At 67.2% G+C, this 21752-nt stretch carries 18 protein-coding genes; 10 read left to right on the plus strand and 8 right to left on the minus strand.

Annotated elements, in window-relative coordinates; translation table 11 throughout:
• Positions 1–180: 180 nt before the first annotated feature.
• The 5 genes from pgi to ACTTAG_RS11355 form a co-directional block, all read right to left on the minus strand.
• A complete protein-coding gene (gene pgi, locus ACTTAG_RS11335; protein WP_444465239.1) occupies positions 181–1794 on the minus strand; it encodes a glucose-6-phosphate isomerase in 1614 nt (537 codons plus the stop codon).
• Positions 1791–2462, minus strand: a complete 672-nt coding sequence (pgl, locus tag ACTTAG_RS11340; protein ID WP_444462430.1) for a 6-phosphogluconolactonase — start codon at positions 2460–2462, stop codon at positions 1791–1793. The genes pgi and pgl overlap by 4 nt, the downstream gene beginning before the upstream one ends.
• Complete coding sequence (gene zwf / locus ACTTAG_RS11345; protein ID WP_444465240.1) at positions 2459–3934, minus strand: glucose-6-phosphate dehydrogenase; 1476 nt, start codon at positions 3932–3934, stop codon at positions 2459–2461. Before zwf ends, pgl begins: the two co-directional genes overlap by 4 nt.
• 163 nt (positions 3935–4097) lie before the next feature.
• A complete protein-coding gene (locus tag ACTTAG_RS11350) occupies positions 4098–4658 on the minus strand; it encodes an RSP_2648 family PIN domain-containing protein (RefSeq protein WP_444462431.1) in 561 nt (186 codons plus the stop codon).
• Entirely contained in the window at positions 4658–5866 is a 1209-nt protein-coding gene (locus ACTTAG_RS11355) for an RSP_2647 family RNA methyltransferase (RefSeq protein WP_444462432.1), read from the minus strand. Before ACTTAG_RS11355 ends, ACTTAG_RS11350 begins: the two co-directional genes overlap by 1 nt.
• A 230-nt stretch (positions 5867–6096) precedes the next feature.
• On the opposite strand from ACTTAG_RS11355, the gene edd reads away from it, so the two are divergent.
• Positions 6097–7917: a phosphogluconate dehydratase gene (gene edd / locus ACTTAG_RS11360; protein ID WP_444462433.1), complete on the plus strand. Its 1821-nt coding sequence runs from the start codon at positions 6097–6099 to the stop codon at positions 7915–7917.
• 94 nt (positions 7918–8011) lie between these two features.
• Positions 8012–8665 (plus strand): bifunctional 4-hydroxy-2-oxoglutarate aldolase/2-dehydro-3-deoxy-phosphogluconate aldolase, encoded by a 654-nt coding sequence (eda, locus tag ACTTAG_RS11365; protein ID WP_444462434.1) that lies wholly within the window; start codon positions 8012–8014, stop codon positions 8663–8665.
• On the opposite strand, the gene ACTTAG_RS11370 is transcribed toward eda, so the two are convergent.
• Together ACTTAG_RS11370 and ACTTAG_RS11375 are read right to left on the minus strand one after the other, a co-directional pair.
• Positions 8666–8935, minus strand: coding sequence for a hypothetical protein (locus tag ACTTAG_RS11370; protein WP_444462435.1), 270 nt, complete (start codon positions 8933–8935; stop codon positions 8666–8668).
• 15 nt (positions 8936–8950) lie between these two features.
• A complete protein-coding gene (locus ACTTAG_RS11375) occupies positions 8951–11722 on the minus strand; it encodes a glutamine-synthetase adenylyltransferase (protein WP_444462436.1) in 2772 nt (923 codons plus the stop codon).
• A 248-nt stretch (positions 11723–11970) separates the two neighbouring features.
• Here ACTTAG_RS11375 and ACTTAG_RS11380 point away from each other — a divergent pair, with 248 nt between their 5' ends.
• The 8 genes from ACTTAG_RS11380 (at position 11971) to ACTTAG_RS11415 (ending at position 19901) form a co-directional block, all read left to right on the plus strand.
• On the plus strand, positions 11971–12423 hold the full coding sequence (locus ACTTAG_RS11380) for a DUF2852 domain-containing protein (RefSeq protein ID WP_444462437.1): 453 nt from the start codon (positions 11971–11973) through the stop codon (positions 12421–12423).
• A gap of 146 nt (positions 12424–12569) precedes the next feature.
• Complete coding sequence (locus ACTTAG_RS11385) at positions 12570–13391, plus strand: arginyltransferase (protein ID WP_444462438.1); 822 nt, start codon at positions 12570–12572, stop codon at positions 13389–13391.
• 228 nt (positions 13392–13619) lie between these two features.
• Complete coding sequence (locus ACTTAG_RS11390) at positions 13620–14717, plus strand: TRAP transporter substrate-binding protein (RefSeq protein ID WP_444462439.1); 1098 nt, start codon at positions 13620–13622, stop codon at positions 14715–14717.
• 97 nt (positions 14718–14814) lie between these two features.
• Positions 14815–15585: an SDR family oxidoreductase gene (locus ACTTAG_RS11395; protein WP_444462440.1), complete on the plus strand. Its 771-nt coding sequence runs from the start codon at positions 14815–14817 to the stop codon at positions 15583–15585.
• A complete protein-coding gene (locus ACTTAG_RS11400; RefSeq protein ID WP_444462441.1) occupies positions 15578–15913 on the plus strand; it encodes a dihydroneopterin aldolase in 336 nt (111 codons plus the stop codon). The genes ACTTAG_RS11395 and ACTTAG_RS11400 overlap by 8 nt, the downstream gene beginning before the upstream one ends.
• 65 nt (positions 15914–15978) lie before the next feature.
• Positions 15979–16293, plus strand: a complete 315-nt coding sequence (locus tag ACTTAG_RS11405) for a hypothetical protein (RefSeq protein WP_444462442.1) — start codon at positions 15979–15981, stop codon at positions 16291–16293.
• Between the two features lie 63 nt (positions 16294–16356).
• Positions 16357–18702, plus strand: a complete 2346-nt coding sequence (locus ACTTAG_RS11410; RefSeq protein WP_444462443.1) for a glycoside hydrolase family 3 N-terminal domain-containing protein — start codon at positions 16357–16359, stop codon at positions 18700–18702.
• Positions 18699–19901, plus strand: a complete 1203-nt coding sequence (locus tag ACTTAG_RS11415) for a glucoamylase family protein (protein ID WP_444462444.1) — start codon at positions 18699–18701, stop codon at positions 19899–19901. Before ACTTAG_RS11410 ends, ACTTAG_RS11415 begins: the two co-directional genes overlap by 4 nt.
• Here the strand turns inward: ACTTAG_RS11415 and ACTTAG_RS11420 are convergent.
• Positions 19898–21637 (minus strand): ABC transporter ATP-binding protein/permease, encoded by a 1740-nt coding sequence (locus ACTTAG_RS11420; RefSeq protein ID WP_444462445.1) that lies wholly within the window; start codon positions 21635–21637, stop codon positions 19898–19900. The genes ACTTAG_RS11415 and ACTTAG_RS11420 overlap by 4 nt on opposite strands.
• Between the last annotated feature and the right edge of the window lie 115 nt (positions 21638–21752).

The following is a 21752-nucleotide window of genomic DNA, read 5'->3' on the forward strand; positions in this document are numbered from 1 at the left end:
TCGCCGCGCGCGCTGCGCGGCGACCCGAGGGGGGCGCTGCCCCCCTCTTGCCTTCGGCAATTCACCCCCCGGGATATTTGCGCCAAGGTGAAAGCAGCCCCGTTTGCCCTTTCACCTTGGCCTAAATATCCCGGGGGGAGTCCGCTTGCGGACCGGGGGGCAGCGCCCCCCCGCCTTTGTTCAGGCGCGCGCCGCGCGGATGCGCGCTGCCAGCCCGAGGGTCGAGCCGTCCTTGCCCGCGCCCTCGGATGTGCCCTCCAGCACCGGGGCCAGAGCCAGCGCAAGTTCCTTTCCGAGTTCGACCCCCCATTGGTCGAAGCTGTTGATGCCAAGGATCACGCCCTCGACAAACACCCGATGTTCGTAAAGCGCGACGATGCCGCCCAGCGTGAAGGGGGTCAGGATCTCGATCAGCAGCGTCGTCGAAGGGCGGTTGCCCGGGAAGACGCGGTGGCGGGCTTGTCGGTCCAGTTCCGCGCCGGTCAGACCCTTTTTCGCCATGATCGCGGTGGCTTCTTCCAAAGACCGCCCGCGCAAAAGCGCCTCGGATTGCGCAAGGCAATTCGCCACCAGAAGCAGGTGCTGGTGTTCCAGATAGGGCTCGCGCCCCCGCGCGGCGAGGAGGAATTCGCAGGGCACGACCCGGGTGCCCTGGTGGATCAGCTGGTAAAACGCGTGCTGGCCGTTCGTGCCGGGCTCGCCCCAGACCACCGGGCCCGAGTGATAGGGCAGATCGGCGCCGTCCATCGAAACGCGCTTGCCGTTGCTCTCCATCTCCAGCTGCTGCAGATAGGCGGGCAGCCGCGCAAGGCGCTGTTCATAGGGCAGCACGGCGCGGGTGGCATGGCCGAGCACCTGATTGTGCCAGATCCCGACCAGCGCCAAGAGCACAGGCAGGTTTTCGGCCAGCGGCGCCTGCCGGAAATGGCGGTCCATCGCGGCGGCCCCGGCGTGGAATTCCGCGAAATAACCGGGGCCGATGCCGATCATCAGGCTCAGCCCAATCGGCGACCAGACCGAATAGCGCCCGCCGACCCAATCCTCAAAGCCGAAGACGCGCTCGGCCGGGATGCCGAAAGCGGCCGTCTTGTCGGTCGCGGTCGAGATCGCGGCGAATTGCGCCGCCGGGTCCGCGACCTTCGCCGCCATCCAGGCGCGGGCGGTTTCGGCATTGGTCATCGTCTCGATCGTGGTGAAGGTCTTGGACGCCACGATCACCAGCGTCGTTTCGGGATCGAGCCCCGACAGAACGTCATGCGCATGGGCGCCATCGACGTTCGAGATGAAATGCAGCCGCGGCCCGTCGGCGAAGGACGAACAGGCAATCGAGGCCATCACCGGTCCAAGGTCAGACCCGCCGATGCCGATATTGACCACATCGGTGATGCGCCCGCCCTGCCCGGTGAAGCGGCCTTCCCGCACGGCGTCGGCGAAATCCTGCATCCGGCCGATGGTGTCGCGCAGCGCGGGCATCACGTCCTCGCCATCGACGCAATAGGGGTCGTAGATGTTGCGCCAGGCGGCGTGCAGCACCGCGCGGCCCTCGGTCTCGTTGATCTTCTCGCCCGCGAACATCGCGTCACGCCGCGCGGCAACGCCGGTCTTTTCCGCCAGATCGACGAGCAGCTTCAGCCCCGCGGCGTCGATGTTGGTTTTCGAGAAATCGAAGAACCAGGACCCGAATTCGGCACTGAAATGGGCGGCGCGCTCTGGATCGGCGGCGAAAAGATCGAGGATATGCCGGTCCTTGACGGTCGCGGCATGGGCAAGAAGGTCATCGAAACGGTTCATCAGGGGGCCCAATGGATGGTGGCGTTGGAAAGGACGATGCGCACCGGGGCCTCGGTTTCGGGAAGGCTCGCGGCACGCTCGAGTGCTGCGCGCTTTTCTGCACCGGTGATCAGAAGATGGCAATGCATGGCCGCGCGCAGGACGGGCGCGGTCAGCGTGATCCGCGGCTCGCCCGCAGCATCGGCGCGCAGCGCCATCACCGGGGGGGCATCGGGGGCCAGCGCCTCGGCCAGACGGTCAGCGCCGGGGAAGAGAGAGGCCGTGTGCATGTCCGCCCCCATGCCCAGAAGCAACACCGTCAGCGGCAGCGCGGAGCGGACGCCCCGGGAAAGGTCGTCCAGCCGTTCTTCCGGCGTCTCGGCGGGGGCGTAAAGCGGCACCAGATGCGCCAAAGCCGCCGCGCCCCGCAGCAGCCGGGCACGCAGCAGCGCGGTGTTCGAGCGCGGGCTGGTCTCATCCACCCAGCGTTCGTCGTTCAGCAGCACCCAGACCCGCGCCCAGTCGAGATCGAGGCCCGAAAGGATATCGAAGACCGGACCGGGCGTCGTGCCGCCGGGCACGCAAAGCGTCACCCGCTCCTCGACCTCCAAAGCGCGGCGCAGCTGGCTGGCGATCTTGTCGGCCAAGGCCAGCATCATCAATTCCCGGTCGGGATATTCGATCAGGGTCATTCGCGGATCTCCCGCCAGCGACGGCCGTCGCGGTGCATCAGCATCAGCGCATCTTCCGGGCCCGAAGACCCGGCGTCATAGGGCCGCGGCCGGTCGCCCCGGGCTTCCCAGCCCGCGATGATCGGATCGGTCCAGGCCCAGGCGGCCTCGACCTCGTCGCCGCGCATGAAGAGCGTCTGGTTGCCGCGGATCACATCCATGATCAGCCGTTCATAAGCGTCGGGAATGTCGGCGCCATCCTCGCCCAAAGCCTCGGCAAAAGACATGTCAAGCGGCACCTGCACCAGACGCATCCCCCCCGGACCCGGTTCCTTGATCATCACTTTCAGATTCATGCCCTCATCCGGTTGCAGCCGGATGACAAGCACGTTTTCGCGCCAGCTGGCTTCCTCTTGGTCGAAGATCGAATGCGGCGGCGCCTTGAAGGTGATGGCGATTTCGCTGGCCCGGCCGCGCAGCCGCTTGCCGGTGCGCAGATAAAAGGGCGTGCCCTGCCAGCGCCAGTTCGCCACCTGCACCTTCAGCGCGATATAGCTTTCGGTCCGGCTGTCGGGGTTTTCGCTGTCGGCCAGATAGCCCGGCTGCTCGGCCCGCCCCGCCCCGGCCTTCACGCCCAGATATTGCCCGCGCACGATGTCGGCCGCAGGAACGGGCTGCAAGGCACGGATAACCTTCACCTTTTCGTCGCGCACCGCATCGGGGTCGAAGTGATAGGGCGGCTCCATCGCGATCAGGCACAACAGCTGCATCAGGTGGTTTTGCACCATGTCCCGCATCGCACCCGACTTGTCGTAATAGCTGCCGCGCCCGCCGACCCCCACGGTTTCGGCCACGGTGATCTGCACATGGTCGATGTATTGCGCGTTCCAAAGGGGCTCGAACAGGATATTGGCGAAGCGCACCGCCATCAGGTTCTGCACCGTCTCCTTGCCCAGATAATGGTCGATCCGGTAGATCTGGCTTTCCTCGAAATGCGCGGCCAAGGTGGCGTTCAAGGCCCGGGCCGAGGCCAGATCGCGGCCGAAGGGCTTTTCGACGACGATTCGCGATTGATCCCCGGCGATGCCATGCGCCTTGAGCCGGTCGGCCAGCGGGCCAAACAGCATCGGCGCCACCGAGAAATAGAACGCATTGATCCGGGCGGGATCGACCTTTTCCTTCAGCGCCTCCCAGCCGCCCTCGCCCGTCGCATCGACCGAGACATAGTCAAGGCTTTGCAGAAAGGCGGCGATCGTCTCGTCATCATGTTTCGCCGGATCGACGAAATCGGCGATCGCCTTCGTCACCTGCACCCGGAAGCCTTCCGCGTCCATGTCGGAACGGGCGGCGCCGATGATCCGCGCGCCCTCGGGCATCTGGCCGGCATGAAAGCGGCGGTAAAGCCCGGGCAGGATCTTGCGCTGCGCAAGATCGCCCGTGGCGCCGAAGACCACGAGGTCGAAAAGGTCCACCGGAATGACGCGCGACACCATGGGGCTGGCTCCGATTCTTGGCATGACTGGCCCCTTTCTGCGATGGCGCCATCCTGCGTTGCACATGTTAGCGGTAACACGGGCCATTTCTACCTTGGCGCATGGCGCAAGTCTAGCCCGGTGTCGGGCGATCTCAAAGCGGTTTGGCAAGAAGGGGACGCGTTCAGGCGGTTTCGAGCGCACGGGCCAGGCGAAAGAGTTTGGCCTTTTTCAACAGCGCCCGGGTGGGCCAGGGCTGAGCGGACAAAGCCTCGGCCTTGGCGCGGACACGCACGACCACGGCCGCGACCTGGGCGGGGTGATCGGCGGCCAGCGCCCACAGGAAGCCATCGGCATCAAGACGCTTGAGCCCCTCGGCGGCCAGCACACCGCGGGGAAAATCGGCCCGGTTTTGCGTCACGATCGCCTCGGCCCCGCCAGATATGGCGGCGGCAAGCACATGGATGTCGTTTTCATCGGGCAGATGCAGCCGCGATTCGAGCCCCGGGCGGGGGGCAACGCTGGCCCTTGGAAAGCGGGCCTTGAGGGTCGCAATCTCGCCCCGCGCATAGGCCTCGTCGCCCGCCGAGAGCCGCGCCGCCGCCCGGGCCCATTCCTCCATGATGCGGTCAGACCAGAGGGGCTGATACAGCCCCTCGGCCGCGCAGCCGGTCAGGATTTCGCGCAAGACCGTCGGGTAAAGCACGCAGGCGTCGAGCAAAACCTTGCCGGGGGCGGCGCGCATCAATCCAGCCGGAAGACCAGCGATTTCAGGTACGCCGATTCGGCCAGTTGCGGCAGCATCGGGTGATCGGGCCCGGCAAAGCCGGTGTGAAGAAGCTGCGCCCGCCGTCCGCCACGGCCCAGACCGCGGGCCGAGGCATTGCGGAACGCCACCAGATCCGCGGCGTGGGAGCAGGAGCAAAGCACGATATAGCCGCCGGGCGCCGCCAGCGGCGCCGCCAGCCGCGCGATGCGTTCATAGGCGCGCAGACCGGCATCCAGCGCCTGTTTGTTCGGCGCGAAGGCGGGCGGATCGCAGATCACCAGATCGAACTGCGCCCCCTCGGTCGCCAGCGCCTCCAGCGTCGCGAAGGCATCGCCCTGACGGGTGGCGAAACGCGCACCCTGCCCCATCGCCGCGGCGCCCTGCGTCGCAAGCTCCAGCGCAGCAGCCGAGGCATCGACGGCCAAAGCGCTTTCCGCCCCACCGGCCAGGCAGGCCAGCGCGAAACCGCCGACATGGGAGAAGACGTCCAGCACCCGCGCCCCCCGCGCCAGCCGCGCGGCGAATGCGTGGTTCGGGCGCTGATCGAAGAAAAGCCCGGTCTTCTGCCCGCCCAGCACGTCGGCCATATAGGTGGCGCCGTTCATTTCGACCGGCACCGGGCCATTGATCGCGCCGCACAGCACCACGGTTTCCTCAGGCAGACCTTCAAGCCCGCGCGAGCGGCCGGAGCCGTTCTTGATCACCGTCTTCACCCCGGTCACCGCGACAAGGGCCGCGCAAAGATCGTCGATCAGCGCCTCGGCCCAGGCGGCGTTCGGCTGCACCACCGCCACATCGCCGAAACGGTCGATGATGACGCCGGGCAGGCCGTCGGCCTCGGCATGCACCAGCCTGTAAAAGGGCCGTTCGAACAGCCGCGACCGCAAATCCAAAGCGCGCGAAAGGCGCGCCGCGATCCAGTCGCGGTCGATCACGGCCTCGGCGTCGCGATCGAGCATCCGGGCGATGATCTTCGAGCGCGGGTTCACCGTGACCGTGCCCAGCACCCGGCGTTCGGCATCTTCCAGCGTCGCGATCACGCCCGGGGCGAGGCCCTGCGTGCGCCGGTCGGTCACCAGCTCGTCGGCATAGACCCAGGGAAAGCCGTGCCGGATCGCGCGGGCCTCGGCCTTGGGGCGCAGCCGCACGACGGGACGGGACTTCGGCGCTTCTTCTTCGGTCATGGCGGGCCTGCTGCTAAAGGATGGTGCGCCCCCTCTATCCCGAGTTTCGCGCCGCGCAAAGCCCGCATCGGCGCGGTTTTGCTTCATCCGCGCCACACCATTCGGATTTTCCGCGAAATCGGCTGGACCTTGCCCCCTGCTCCGCAGAAAAGGGAAAGCAGGATTGATTTGTTAGCGCTAACTAAATATATCAAAAGCATCCCGAGCCTTCGCCAAAGCTGGATCCGACCATGACCGAGACTGCCGCACCGCTGAACGCCACGATTGCCCGGGTGACCGACCGCATCCGCGCCCGCTCGGCCGCGCGGCGGGGCGACTATCTGGCGCGGATCGCCTCCGCCGCGGCCGCGGGTCCGGCGCGGGCGCATCTGACCTGCGGCAATCAGGCCCATGCCTATGCCGCGATGGGGCCGGACAAGGCGCCGCTTTCCGAGGGACGCGGACCGAATATCGGCATCGTCACCGCTTATAACGACATGCTGTCCGCCCATGCGCCCTATGCGGATTACCCCGCGCAGATCAAGGCGGCTTTGCGCGAGATCGGCGCCACCGCGCAGGTGGCGGGCGGGGTGCCTGCGATGTGCGATGGTGTCACGCAGGGCCGGGCGGGGATGGAGCTGTCGCTTTTCTCGCGCGAGGTGATCGCGCTGGCGGCCGGAGTTGCGCTCTCGCATGACACCTTTGACGCGGCGATCTTTCTGGGCGTCTGCGACAAGATCGTGCCGGGCCTTGTGATGGCGGCAGCGACCTTCGGCCACCTGCCCGCGATCTTCCTGCCCGCGGGGCCGATGACGGCGGGCCTGCCGAATGACGAAAAAGCCAAGGTGCGGCAACAGTTTGCCACGGGCGAAGTGGGGCGCGAGCAACTGATGGCGGCCGAGATGGCCTCTTATCACGGGCCGGGCACCTGCACCTTTTACGGCACCGCGAACACCAATCAGATGCTGATGGAGGTGATGGGCCTGCATCTGCCGGGCGCAAGCTTCGTCAACCCGCACACGCCCTTGCGCGATGCGCTGACGGTGGCGGGCGCGCAGCGTGTGGCGGCAATCACTGCGCTGGGGGAAAACGCGCTGCCGGTCGGGCATCTTCTGGACGAGCGCGCCTTCGTCAACGGTCTGGTCGGGCTGATGGCCACGGGCGGCTCGACCAATCTTGTGCTGCACCTGCCCGCGATGGCCCGCGCGGCCGGGATCGAGCTGGATCTGGAAGACTTCGACGAGATTTCCGCCACCGTGCCCCTGATGGCCAAGGTCTATCCGAACGGGCTGGCCGATGTGAACGCCTTCCACGCCGCGGGCGGGCTGCAATTCCTGATCCGCCACCTGCTGCGCGCGGGGCTTCTGCATGCCGATGTGAACACCGTCGCGGGACCCGGCCTTGCGCGCTACACACGGGAACCGAAGCTGATCGAGGGCAGCCTGACCTGGGTCGAGGGGCCGGAGGAGAGCCTCAATGACCGCATCCTGCGCCCCGCCGCCGATCCTTTCGCGGCGACGGGCGGGCTGAAGCAGCTCGCGGGGAACCTCGGTCGCGGCGTGATCAAGGTCTCGGCCGTCGCCCCTGACCGCCATGTGATCGAGGCCCCGGCCCGCATCTTCGAAAGCCAGGACGCGGTGAAGGAGGCCTTCAAGCGCGGCGAATTCACCAGTGACACCGTGGTCGTCGTGCGCTTTCAGGGACCGCAGGCAAACGGCATGCCGGAACTGCACTCGCTCACCCCCACGCTTTCGGTGCTGCAAGACCGCGGCTTGCGCGTCGCGCTGGTCACCGATGGCCGGATGTCGGGCGCATCGGGCAAGGTCCCCGCCGCGATCCATGTCAGCCCCGAAGCTGCCTGTAGCGGACCGCTCGCCAAACTCATCGACGGCGATCTGATCCGGCTCGATGCCGACACCGGCACACTCAGCTGCCTGACCGAAGGGTTCGAGACCCGCACCCCCGTCCCCCCCGATCTGAGCGCCAATCGCACGGGGCTCGGCCGCGAGTTGTTCGAGACGTTCCGCCGCAACACCGGCCCTGCCACCTCCGGCGCGTCCGTGATAGTGTGACGGCAGAGGCGTATTTGGGCCAAGAAAAAGACCGCAGCTTTTTCTTGGCAAAAATACGCACTTAGCCAGTTTCAATCCCCTCAGGAGGCCCCTCATGACCCCCACCGCCCAATCCGCGAAAGCGCGTGAATTCTGCGCGCTTGCCCCCATCGTGCCCGTGATCGTGGTGCAGGACCTGGCCCATGCGCAACCGCTGGCCAAGGCGCTGGTGGCGGGCGGGCTGAAGGCGCTCGAGGTGACCCTGCGCAGCGCCTGCGCGCTCGATGCGATCCGCGCCATGGTCGATGTCGAAGGCGGCGTCGTCGGTGCGGGCACGCTTTTGACCCCCGCCGATGTGAAGGCCGCCAAGGCCGCGGGCGCGCAATTCGGCGTCGCCCCGGGCCTGACCGAAAGCCTTGTCAAAGCCTGCGAGGACGAGGGCCTGCCCCTTCTTCCCGGCGCCGTCACCGCGTCGGAAGTGATGCGGGCGCTGGAACTGGGCTATGACATGCTGAAATTCTTCCCCGCCGAGACCTCGGGCGGCGCGGCCGCGCTGAAAGCCATGGGCGGGCCGCTGCCGAAAGTGTCCTTCTGCCCCACCGGCGGGGTCAGCCTGAAGAATGCCCGCGATTACCTGACGCTGCCGAACGTCATGTGCGTCGGCGGGTCCTGGGTGGCGCCGCAGGGCATGATGAGCGCGGGCAACTGGGCCGCGATCGAGGCGCTGGCGACCGAGGCCGCGGCGCTCTCGCGCGCGACGCTCGGCTGATCAGGCCGACATCCGACCTGCCCGGCCGCCGCGCCGGGCGGGCGGGGTTTCCGCGCGGGTCAGCCCCTCGGCCAGCACCTGCGACATCGGATGGCCCGCATCCGCGCCATAGCGTGTCAAAACCGCCCGCATCGCCCCGGTCTGATCGGTGCCGGGCGCCAGGCTCAGCGCCCAATCCAGAAAGATCGAGCGGCATTCAACCAGCCCGATCCCCTCGATGCGGTAGCTTTCGCGAATGAGCCCCTTGGGGTCGGCCAGTTTCAGATCCATCACGCCTGTTCCTTTTCAGTGCAGCGCCGTCTCGACGATGGCCGCCACCTCGGATGTGGTGCGCTCCAGCCGTTCGGCAAGGGTGTCGAGGTTCTCCTCCCCGGCTTCGCGCAGCAAAAACGCCCGCCCCCCCTCGCCCAGCGCCTGCAGATCCAGCGGGCGGTCGGTCAGAAGCCGCCCCCCCGCCTGCAGCCGCCACAGGAACCGATAGGCCGAGGCCAGCGTCTCGCCCGCCTCCTTGGTGACATAGCCCCGGCGCGGGCCGATGCGCAGCTGCGCCTCGACCTTGCGGGCGGGCTCGCCCGCGCGCAGCGCGAAGCTTTGCGCCAGAAGCTCGATGTCCTGCAGCCGCCCGGGGCCGATCTTCGCCTCCCAGGCGCCATCGGGGGCCTTGGCGGCAAAGATCCGCGCCCGCATCTCGGCCAGATCCGGCATCACCTTCGGATCGCCGCCCTTTTCGGCCAGCACCGCCAGCCGCACCGCCTCGACATCGGCGCCAAGGCTGGCATCCCCCGCCAGCACCCGCGCCCGCGTCAGCGCCAGATGTTCCCAGGTCCAGGCCTCGCTCATCTGATAGTCGCGGAAACTTTCGAGCGAGACCGCCACCGGCCCGCCCCGCCCCGAGGGGCGCAGCCGCATATCGACCTCGTAAAGCCGCCCCTCGGGCATCGGCGCGGTCAGCGCGGTGATGAAGGCCTGTGTCAGGCGCGCGAAATATTGCCGCGTCGCCAAAGGCTTCTGCCCTTCCGACTGCTCGACGCCCTGCGCGTCATAGATCATGATCAGATCGAGATCCGAAGCCGCATTGAGCCGCTCGGCGCCCAGCGACCCCATCCCCAGCACCACCGCCCCCCGCCCGGGCGGCGGGCCATGCCGACGCGCGAATTCCGCCACCACCTCGGGCCAGAGCCCGGTGACGGCCGTGCCCGCGATATCGGCATAAAACCGCGCCGCCTCGGCCGCGTCGATCAGCCCGCGCAGATGATGCACGCCGACGCGAAAGCGGAATTCCTTGGCCCAACGCCGCGCCGCATCCAGCTTTTTCTCGTAATCCGGCACCGCCGCCAGCGTCGCGCGAAAGCTCTCGGCCAAAGCCTCGGCGCCGGGCCAGACGGCAAAGAACGACCCGCCGATCACCGCATCGAAAACGCCGGGATTGCGGCTCAGATGCGCGGCAAGCCCGGGCGCGGTGGCGCAGATATCGACGATCAGATCAATCAGCGAGGGATTCGCCTCGAACAGTGAAAAGAGCTGCACCCCCGCGGGCAGCCGCGCAAGGAAGCCGTCAAACTGGCGCAGCGCCTCTTCGGGGCTTGCGGCGCGGTCCATCCGCTTCAGGATCTCGGGTTCGATGCGCCGGAAGATCGCCTGCGCCCGGTCCGAGCGCAGCGCCGGATAATGCGCCCAAGCCTCGACGATCGCCTCGGCCTCGGGGCCAAGATCGGGGCGCTCGGCCACCGCGCCGGGGGCAAAGAACGCCCCCGTCAGCGCCTCGACCCGGGTCAGCCGATCCTTCAGCCGCGCCGCCCAGGCCGCGGTATCGCCCGCCCCCATCATCCGCGCGATCCGGTCGATCCCCTCGGGCGTGGTCGGCATCAGCTGCGTCTGCGCATCGTTCACCATCTGGATGCGGTGCTCGATCTCGCGATGCTCGCGGTAGTGATCGGCCAGTTCGCGCGCCACATCGGCAGGCACCCAGCCCTTGACGGCCAGTTTCGCCAAGCCCCCCACGGTGGTGCGGTCGCGCAGATCGGGGTCACGCCCGCCCGCGATCAGCTGCCTTGTCTGGGTGAAGAATTCGATCTCGCGGATGCCGCCCTGACCCAGCTTCAGATTGTGCCCGGCCACCTCGATCGCGCCGCCCAGACCCTTGTGGGCGCGAATGCGCAGCCGCATGTCATGGGCATCCTGAATCGCGGCGAAATCCAGATGCTTGCGCCAGACAAAGGGGGTCAGCGCCTTCAGAAACCGCTCGCCCGCCGCGATGTCGCCCGCACAGGGCCGCGCCTTGATATAGGCGGCGCGCTCCCAGGTCCGCCCCTCCGCCTCGTAATAAAGCTCCGCCGCCCCCATCGAGATGCAGACGGGCGTGACCGAAGCATCAGGGCGCAGCCGCAGATCTGTGCGAAAGACGTAACCCTCGGAGGTGATGTCATTGATCAAGGCCGACATTTTCCGCGTCACCCGGATAAACGCCGCCCGCGCCTCCATCCGGTCATCGGGGGCGAACTGGGTCTCGTCGAAAAGACAGATCAGGTCGATATCCGAGGAATAATTGAGCTCGAACGCCCCCATTTTGCCCATCGCCAAAGCCACCATGCCGCCCGCGCGGGCGGCGTCGTCCGGGCCCTTGCCCGGCAGCTTGCCCCGGCGGATCTCGTCGGCGACAAGACGGCGCAAAGCCAGATCGACAGCCGTGTCGGCAAGCTGCGTCAGCGCCAAAGTGACCCGTTCCAGCGGCCAGACGCCCCCCAGATCTGCCAGCGCCGTCAGCACCGCCACCCGCCGCTTCGCCCGGCGCAACTCGGCCCCCAGCGCCTCAAGCTCGACCGCCTGCAGCCGGGCGATCTCGGCCTCGAACGCCGCCTGCAGATCGCCCGACAGCGCAGCGCCAAGCCACTCCGCCTCGCGCTCCAGAAGCCCGGCCAGATAGGGCGAACAGCCCGCCGTCCCCGCGACAAGCCCCCGGATTTCGGGCGGAAAATCGCCGTAGCGGGCGGCGACATCGGCGCCACGGGCAGGGTCAAAGGGGATCGGCGTGCGGGTCAGGCGGGATGCAAGGCTCATGGCGCCAGACTATCCGCCGCAGGGGCCGGGTCAATGGGGGGCAAGTCCCCCTACCCTTTCACCTTGGCGAAAATATCCCGGGGGGTGCGGGGGGCAGCGCCCCCCGCCGGGTCGCCGCGGCCCAGCCCGCGGCGAAATCTCTCCCGGCCAGGGATGTAAATAAGTTTCACATCCCCTCTTGAAGGCCGCCCCCCGCTTCCCATCTTCCTCAATGTGAAAAGACTTCACATCCAACCCCGGAGGGTTCCATGACCTATACCACCGCCGCCCCCGCCCCCGAGCGCCCCGGCACGATCGCCCGCACCCTCACCTGGCTTGACGAGCGCGGCCCGATGAGCTGGATCGTGGTGATGATCGGCTCGTTCATCTTCGCCGGCCCGCTCGGTCTTCTGGTGCTGGGCTTCATCCTGATGACCGGCCGCTTCAGCGGCCGCACCTGCCGCGCCCGCGCCGGTTTCGTGCCCCGCTTCGGCCGCGGCTATGCCTTCCACGCCATGCGCCCGACCGGCAATGCCGCTTTCGACGCCTATCGCGCCGACATGCTGGCCCGGCTTGAACGCGAACAGGAAGAATTCGAATCCTTCCTGATCCGCCTGCGCGAGGCCCGCGACAAGGCCGAATTCGACCAATACATGGACGAACGCGCCCGCGCCGCCGCGGCCGCCCCGGTCCCTGCGGAGCCGCAAGACGCCGCGAAATGACCGCCACCGCGCCCCAAAGGCCCTGCCCGCGTCCCGCGGGCGGGGTCAATGCCGCGCTTTCGAAGGAAATCCTTGGCGCGCGGCCCGGGCTTTGATAGCCTCACCCTCGCGTCTGCCGCCCCTGGACGCGTCAGCCCCCGTCTCTCATGCGCCATTCGCTTCCGCTTGCACCGCAATTCTACGTGACCGCCCCGCAGCCCTGCCCCTATCTGGACGGGCGGTCGGAGCGCAAGCTGTTCACCGCGCTGCAAGGCGAAGGCGCCGAGAAACTGAACAATGCGCTCTCGCGCCAGGGCTTCCGGCGCTCGCAGAACGTGCTTTACCGCCCCTCCTGCGCCGATTGCTCGGCCTGCCTGTCGGCGCGCATCCGCGTCGCCGATTTCGTGCCCACCCGGACGCAGCGCAAGGTGCTCAACCGCAACACCCATCTCAAGCGCACCGCCACCAGCCCCTGGGCGACCGAGGAGCAGTTCACGCTCTTTCGCCGCTACCTTGACGCGCGGCATGCCGATGGCGGCATGGCCGACATGGACATTTTCGAATTCGCCGCGATGATCGAGGAGACGCCGGTCAAGACCCGGGTGATCGAATATCGCGATGGCCGGGTCGATGCCGGACCGCGCCCGCTGACCGCGGTCTGTCTGACCGATGTGCTCGATGACGGCGTGAGCATGGTCTACAGTTTCTACGACCCTGACCAGATCGACCTGAGCCTTGGCACGCATCTGATCCTTGACCATGTCGCCATCGCCAAACGCGCGGGGCTGCCTTACGTCTATCTGGGCTATTGGGTGCCCGGCTCGCGCAAGATGGGCTACAAGGCGAAATTCTCGGCGCTCGAAATCTTCAAGGCCGGGCGCTGGCAAGCGCTGGGCGACCCCGAGGATCATTCGGGCGAAACCCATCCGCTTTCGGTCGATCCGATCGCCGAACAGGTCGCGCGAATCCAGCTTCCCGACATGCGCTAGGGCAAACGCCGCCCCGATTGCCCGCAGATGCGGCAGTTCCGCGCAGGATGTTCCACCCAGACGCGAACCCGCGTTCATCTGGTCATGTTTTCGGACCGGTTCGCGCAATTTTCCTGCGCGACGTCTGGACAGAACCGGTCCGCGATGCCAGTTTGAGCGCCGGACCGCCCGGGCCGGAACCCGGTCGGCATGACAGAACCAGACGGAAACAAACGGGAGGAGAACCCAATGGATCGTCGTTCATTTCTGACCAAGGCCGCGATCGGCGGCGCAGCGGCCACCACGCTGGCCACGCCGGCGCTGGCGCAATCGACGCCGAAAGTGACGTGGCGGCTGACCTCGTCCTTCCCGAAATCGCTCGACACCATCTATGGCGGCGCCGAGGTGCTCTCGAAGATGGTTTCGGAAGCCACCGACGGCAATTTCCAGATCCAGGTCTTCGCCGCCGCCGAGATCGTCCCCGGCCTGCAGGCCGCTGACGCCGCCGCCGCGGGCACGGTCGAGGCCTGCCACACCGTCGGCTATTACTACTGGGGCAAGGACCCGGCCTGGGCTTTGGGCGCGGCCGTGCCCTTCGGGCTGTCGGCGCGCGGCATGAACGCCTGGCAATACCACGGCGGCGGCATCGACCTTTACAACGAATTCCTGGCGACCCAGGGCCTGATCGGCTTCCCGGGCGGCAACACCGGCGCCCAGATGGGCGGCTGGTTCCGCAAGGAAATCAACACCGTGGCCGATCTTTCGGGGCTCAAGATGCGGGTCGGCGGCTTTGCCGGCAAGGTGATGGAGAAGCTCGGTCTCGTGCCGCAGCAGGTGGCGGGCGGCGACATCTATCCGGCGCTGGAAAAGGGCACGCTCGATGCGACCGAATGGGTGGGCCCCTATGACGACGAGAAGCTCGGCTTCTACAAGGTCGCGCCCTATTACTACTATCCCGGCTGGTGGGAAGGTGGCCCGACCGTCCACTTCATGTTCAACAAGGCCGCCTACGAAGGCCTGCCGAAAGCCTATCAGGCGCTTCTGCGCACCTGCTGTCAGGCCGAAGATGCCGACATGCTGCAGAAATACGACGCCAAGAACCCGACGGCGCTGAAGTCGCTCGTGGCCAATGGCGCGCAGCTGCGCCCCTTCAGCCAGGAGATCCTGGAAGCCTGCTTCAACGCCGCGCAAGACGTCTATGCCGAGATGACCGCGACCAACCCGGGCTTCAAGAAGATCTACGACTCGATGGTGGCCTTCCGGGCCGACCACTACATCTGGACGCAGGTCGCCGAATACAACTACGACACCTTCATGATGATCCAGCAGCGCAACGGCAAGATCTGAGCCCTTGCACCGCAAGATCCGGCCCCGGGGGAAACCTCGGGGCCTTTTTCTTTCGGCCCCCGCGCCCTAGATAGGCCAAAGGACGAAAGGAGACCCCATGCCCGGCATTCTGATCACCGGCGGCGCCAAGCGCATCGGCGCGGAAATGGCCCGCGGTTTCGCCGCGCGCGGCTTTCGCGTGATGCTGCATTACAACGCCTCCGCGACCGAGGCCGAGGCGCTGGCAGCAGAGCTGAACCGCGCGGGCGAGATCTGCCGTGTGGTGCAGGGCGATCTGTCCGACGCCGCGTCCGTGCAGCGGGTCTTCGATGCGGCCGAAGCTTGGCTCGGCCGGGTCGATGTGCTGTTGAACAACGCCTCGAACTTCATGAATGACGACATCTTCACGCTTTCGGACGCGAAGATGGATGCGCATTTCGCCGTCAACCTGAAGGCGCCGCTCGCGCTCGCAGCGCGGATGGCGGCGCAGGACATGGGCGGCGGCGATGCGCTGATCCTCAACATGCTGGACAACAAGGTGCTGGCGCTGAACCCGGATTTCTTTTCCTACACGCTCTCGAAAGCCGCCCTTCACGCCGCGACCGAGATGCTGGCGATGCGCTTTGGCGGCTGCCCGCGGGTCAATGGCATCGCCCCGGCGATCACGCTGATTTCCGGCAAGCAGACCCCGGAGAATTTCGAGAAATCAAGCCGCATCAACCCCTTGGGGATTCAGGTGCAACCGGCCGATCTGCTGCGCACGGCGCTTTACTTCTGGGAGGCAAAGGGCGTGACGGGCGAGGTGATCGCAGTCGATGGTGGCCAGACGCTGTGGCAGTTGCCGCGCGACGTGGCCTTTCTGGTGAAAGAGGGACATGTGCATGGCTGATCTGATCATCCGTCTGGAAGAGCTTGAAATCACGATGTTTCTGGGCATCCATGACTTTGAGCGCGCGCGCATGCAGCGCGTCCTCGTCTCGGCCGAGATCACCGTGACCGGCACCGATTGGCAGGAAGGGCGGTTTTTCGATTACGACCGGGTGGCGGAATTCATCCGCTCCTTCAACGGCGCCCGGATCGACACGCAGGAAGAACTGGTCTCGCGCATCCATGCCTTCGTGCACGGGCTCGAGGGCGTGGCCCATGCCGCGATTTCCTCGAAGAAACCCGATGTCTACCCCGATGCGAAAGCCGTGGGCGTGGTGCTGCGCGGCTAACCCGCCGCGTTGCGAGCCCGCAGCGGTTCTGCTAGCCTGTTGCCACGATCCCGAAAGGCCCCCCGATGTTCTATGTCATCGTTCTTTACATGCTGCTCTCGCTTGGTCTGCTCTTTGGCGCCGCGGAACTGGAACGCCGCGCCATCGTCGCGCGCCGCCGCGGACCGAATGGCCGGGCGATGCTGCTGTCGCTCTTGATCTCGGCGCTGGCCTCGCTCGTCGTGCTGGTGATCGGCGGCTTCTCGGCGGGCTGGATCTATATCCTGCATATTCTGGGCGGCTCGATCCTCTATCACGGCTTCATGGGGATCTCGCTGGTGCATGGGCTGCAGGAAGTTTCCGCCCGCACCGCCCGCGAACGCCTGCCCGCCCGCGCCTGACCTTTCCCCTTGCGCCCCCCCTGCCGGGGAGTAATCTGGCCTCAGGCAACCGGGGGTCAGACCATGCGCAAGTCCACGGAAGACAAGGGTTTTCTGGATGATCTTCTGGGCAGGATGAGCCTGGCCGACAAGATCGGCCAGCTCAACTTTCCCCATGCCGCGGGCCTGCCCACCACCGGCGCCGCCGCGGGGGCCGATACCGAAACGCTGATCCGCCGCGGCCATCTGTGCGGCACCTCGGCGGGGGCCAATATCGCCGAGCGGCGGGTGCTGCAGCGCATGGCGCTTGAGGAAAGCCCGCATGGCATCCCGCTGTTCTTCGCCCGCGACAGCCTGCAACGCTACATCACCTGCGGCCCGATCCCGCTGGCGCTGTCCTGTTCCTGGGATCTGGACCTGATCACCCGCATCGCGCAAATGACCGCGCGCGAGGCCCGGGCGGATGGCGTCTCCCTCACCTGGGCGCCGATGCTGGACATTTCCTACGACGCGCGCTGGGGCCGCATCGCCGAGGGCCATGGCGAGCTGCCGCATCTGTGCGCCGCCATCGCGCGGGCCATCGTGACGGGCTATCAGGGCGCGGATGGCGACATGGCCCGGCCCGACCGGATGATGGCGACGCTGAAGCATTTCGCGGGCTATGGCCTGTCCATCGCCGGGCGCGATTATGCGGCGGTGGAGGCCAGCCCCGCCACGCTGATGCGGATCATGGCGCCGTTTCAGGCGGGCGTGGCCGCGGGGGCCGGTGCGGTGATGGTCGCGTTTTCCGCGATCAACGACATTCCCGCCACCGCGCATCGGGTGCTCTTGCAAGACATCCTGCGCGATCGCTTCGGTTTTGACGGCATGATCGTCACCGATTTCACCGCCATCGACCCCGAGCTGATCCACCACGGCATCGCCGCCGACGCGCGCGAGGCCGCCTATCTCGCCTTCAAGGCCGGGGTGGCCGTCGATCTGGTCTCGGGCGCCTTCCTGCATCATCTGGCGGCGCTGGTCGAGGAGGGCAAGACCGCCCCCGACGCTCGTCCTTGGGGCCCGGTGACGGAAGACGAAATCACCGCCCGCTGTCGTCAGGTTTTGCGCGCCAAGGAACGGCTGGGGCTTTTCGCCGATCCCTTCATGGGGCTGGATGAAGCGGCGCGGGCGAAAGTGGTCCGTTGCCCCGAGCACATCGCATTGGTCCGCGAGGCTGCGGCGAAGTCCTTGGTTCTTTTGAAGAATACGGGCGCCCTGCCGCTGGCCCGCGGGGCCACGTTTGCGGTGATCGGGCCTTTGGCCGAGGATCGGATCGACCTGCAGGGCAGCTGGGCCATCGACGTGAACCCGATGGACAGCGTGACCCTGGCCGAGGGGCTGGCCGCCGTCGCGGGCCCCGAAACCGAGGTTCTGATCGCCAAGGGCTGTTCCATCGTCGAAGACCCGGCGCTGGCGGCGCGGCTGAATGTGCACAACCGCGCCATGCCCTCGGTCCCGCCGGAAAGCCGCTCGCGTGACGAGATGCTGGCCGAAGCCCGCGCGGTGGCAAGCCAAGCCGATGCGATCGTGCTGGCCTTGGGCGAGGCGAAGGAACATTCCGGCGAAAGCTCGACCCGGGTTGACATCACCCTTCCCGGCGCGCAGCCAAGGCTTGTCCGCGAGATGGCGCAGATCGCAAAAGACCGCGGCATCCCGCTGATCCTGCTGGTGATTTCCGGCCGCCCCTTGGCGCTGACCGAGGAGGCGGCGGCTTCCGATGCGCTGATCTGGACCGGCCAGCCGGGCGCCGAGGGGGGCCCGGCCATCGCCGAAATCCTCTTCGGCGACCGCGCGCCCGAGGGGCGGCTTTCGATCTCGCTGCCCCGCCATGTGGGCCAACTGCCCCTGCGCATCGAGGATCTGCCCTCGGGTCGGCCGCAAGACGGGATCGGCGTCGATGTGATGGGCGACGATGAAACCGACGCGACCGGGCGGCATGTGTTTCGCAAATTCACCACCGCCTGCATTCTGGAAAGCCCGCATCTGCCGCTTTTCCCGGCGGGCTTCGGGCTTGGCTACACAAGCTTCGCCTATGGTCCACCGCAGCCCGGCGCGACCGAGTTGCAAGGCGCCGAGGCCGTGCTGGATGTGACCATCGAGATCACCAACACCGGCACGCGGACGGGCACCGAAACCGTGCAGCTTTACCTGCGCGATCCGGTCGCCGAAATCTCGCGGCCGCTGCGCGAGCTGAAGGGCTTTGCGCGCCTCACGCTCGCCCCCGGGGAAACGGGCACCGCGCGGTTCCGGCTGACCGCGCAGGATCTGGAATATGATCGCGGCCCCGATCTGGCGCAGATGCGCCGCGACTGGGAGGGTGGCGAGTTTCGCCTGAACATCGGCCCGCATGCGCTTGACACGCAAGAGATTTCCATCCGGTGGACGAAATGAGGACGGCGGCCCTTCTGGATCGCATCCAGTCCGAAACGCTGCGCTATTTCACCGAATTTGCCCATCCCGTCAGCGGGATGGCGCGGGAAAGATACGGCGACGACGGCTGGCTGGACACGGTGACAACGGGCGGCACCGGCTTTGGCCTGATGGCGCTGATCGTGGGCGCCGAGCGCGGGTTCATCGCCCGCGAAACAGTGCTGGCGCAGATCGACCGGACGGTGGCGCATCTGGAAGCCGCCCCCCGCCATCGCGGCGCCTTTCCGCATTGGATGCACGGCGCGACCGGCGCCACCATCGCCTTTTCGCCCCATGACGACGGCGGCGACATTGTCGAAACCGCCTTCCTGATGATGGGGCTTTTGACGCTGCGGCAATGGCTTGCGCCCTTTGCCCCCGCCTTGGCCGCGCGCATTCAGGCGCTGTGGTGGGCGGTCGACTGGGCGGGCTTCTGCCCCACCCCCGACCGGCTGCACTGGCACTGGAGCCCCAATCACGGCTTTGGAAAACTGGCCCTCATGGGCTGGCACGAGGGGCTCATTGCCTTCGTCCTTGGCGCGGGCTCGCCCACCCATCCGATCGACCCGGCCGCCTATACGGAAGGCTGGAAGCAAAGCCCCGGCTTTCGCAACGGGAAAAGCTACCACCGCATCCGCCTGCCGCTCGGCCCGGCGCAGGGCGGCCCCCTGTTCTTCAGCCACTATTCCTTTCTGGGCCTGGACCCGCGCGGGCTGATCGAAGACGGCATCGACTATTTCGCGCAAAACCGCGCCCAAACCCGGATCAACCATGCCCATTGCGTGGAAAACCCCGGCAAATTCGTGGGTTACGGCCCGTTCTGGGGGCTGACCGCCTGCGATGGCCCCGATGGCTACAGCGCCTTTTCCCCCGCGAACGACAAGGGCGTGATCGCCCCCACCGCGGCGCTGTCGGCACTGCCATATCTTCCGCGCGCGAGCCTTGCGGCCGCCCGCGCCATGGCCGCGCGCCCCGAGCTTTGGGGCCCCTACGGCCTGCGTGACGCCTTTGACGACACGCGCGGCTGGGTCGCGTCAAGCCATCTGGCGATTGATCAGGGCCCGATCATAGGCATGATCGAAAACGCCCGCACGGGCCTTTTGTGGCGGCTTTTCATGTCCGCCCCCGAGGTCAGGACCGGCCTGCGCCGCCTTGGCTTTGCAAGCCCGCATCTGGGCTAAAGGGCCACGCCCTCGCCCGCCAGAATCTCGACCGTGCGGGTAAAGACCCCATGCGGCGTGCCGCCATTGCCGATGTCGATCAGACCCAGATGCGCCAGCGGCCCCTTGAGCAGCGTCACGATCCGCGCCCGCGCCTCGGGGTCAAGCTGCGGCAGCGTGTCATCCATCACCAGCCATTGCGGCCGGTTCAGGATCACCCGCGCAAAACTCACGCAGTGCTTTTCGCTTTCCGAGAGCAGCTTTTCCCAATGCTCGTCCACGTCAAGGCTGGCCGTCAGATGGCCAAGCCCCACCGCCGCCAGCGCCGCCTCGACCTCGGCGCGGGAGAAATGCGCCGCCGTATGCGGATAGCCCAGCACGTCGACAAGCCGCCCCGGCGGCACATAGGCGCGCGTGGGCAGATACATCACCGCGCCGGGCTGCGCGGGCATCGCAAGGCGCCCCGCGCCGCGATCCCACAGCCCCGCCAGCGTGCGAAAGAGGATCGTCTTGCCCGACCCCGACGTGCCCTTGAGCAAGAGCCGCTCGCCCGGCGCCAGCCGGATCGGGTCTTGCGAGAGCCGCACCGACACATAGGGGGTCAGGATCGACAGCCCCGCAATCTCGACCTCGCCGCCCGAGGTCTCGCGCCGAATGCGCCCGGGGCCGCCCGCGCAATCCTGCTGCGCCAGATCGCGCAAGGCCCGGTGAAAGCTGATCACCCGGTGCAAGATCGCCCGCCAATTCGCGATGCCCGCGAAATTGTTGATGAACCAGCGCAAGGCGCCCTGCACCTGGTTGAAGGCGCCGACCACCAGCATCAGCTCGCCAATCGTCATGTCGGTGCTGAAATAGAACGGCGCCGCCGCAAGGATCGGCGCCACCGTGTTGAACCAGCCCGAGCCCGCCGTGACCCAGGTCAGCCCGACCGTGGCGCGGATCACGCCATGGATCACCTCGACCAGCCGCCCGAAAGCCGCCTTGATCCGCCGCGCCTCGACCCGCTCGCCGCGTTCCAGCGTGATCGCCTCGGCCGCTTCGCTGACGCGGACGATCTCGAAGCGGAAATCGGCCTCGCGCGCGGCGCGTTCGGCGCTCATCGCGACCAGGGGGCGGCCGACGCGCCAGCTCAGCCAGGAGGCCAGCCCGGCATAGAAAAGCGCGCACCAGACCATGAAGCCGGGGATCTCCACCTCGCGTCCCGCAATCGGCAGCGCCAGCCCGTGCGAATGCTGCCACAGCACGCCGATAAAGGAGAACAGCAGCAGCCCGGCCTGAAACAGCCCCACCCCCAGCGCCACCGTCAGATCGGCCAGCGCATCGACATCGGCCTGCAGCCGCTGATCCGGGTTCTCGCCGATCCGCCCCGCCCGCGACAGCCGCAGCGCCTGACCGGGCCGCGTCCAGTCGTGCAAAAGCGCCGCGAAGATGCCCCGGCGCAGCGTCAGCTTCAGCGTCTGATCGAGCCACAGCTGCCCGACATTCAGCGCCAAAGGCCCCCCCGCCAGCACCGCGAAAACGCCAAGCTGCACCACGAAGGCCGGAAAATCCTTGCGCGTCAACGCATCGTAAAAAGGCTGGTTCCAGGCATTGAGCAGGATCTGCGCCGCCGCCGTCACCCCGATCACCGCGACCAGACCGCCCACCAGCCACAGGATGCGCCGCCCGCTGCGCACGGTGCGCACGATCCGGCCCAGATCGGCCAATTGCCCGAACAGGTCGGGATGCGGGTCGGTTTCGGTCGTCAGCTCGGTCATTCCGGAACCTTGTCTGGGGCTGGCCCTACAGAACCGCCAAACCGCGCCGGGCGCAAGCCGAGGCCGGGCGATTTCTCGTGAACAGCGGCGCGCCCGTCAAAGGCCCGGGTCGAAA

The organism is Rhodobacter capsulatus (assembly GCF_052363185.1).
Lineage (GTDB): Bacteria > Pseudomonadota > Alphaproteobacteria > Rhodobacterales > Rhodobacteraceae > Rhodobacter > Rhodobacter capsulatus_E.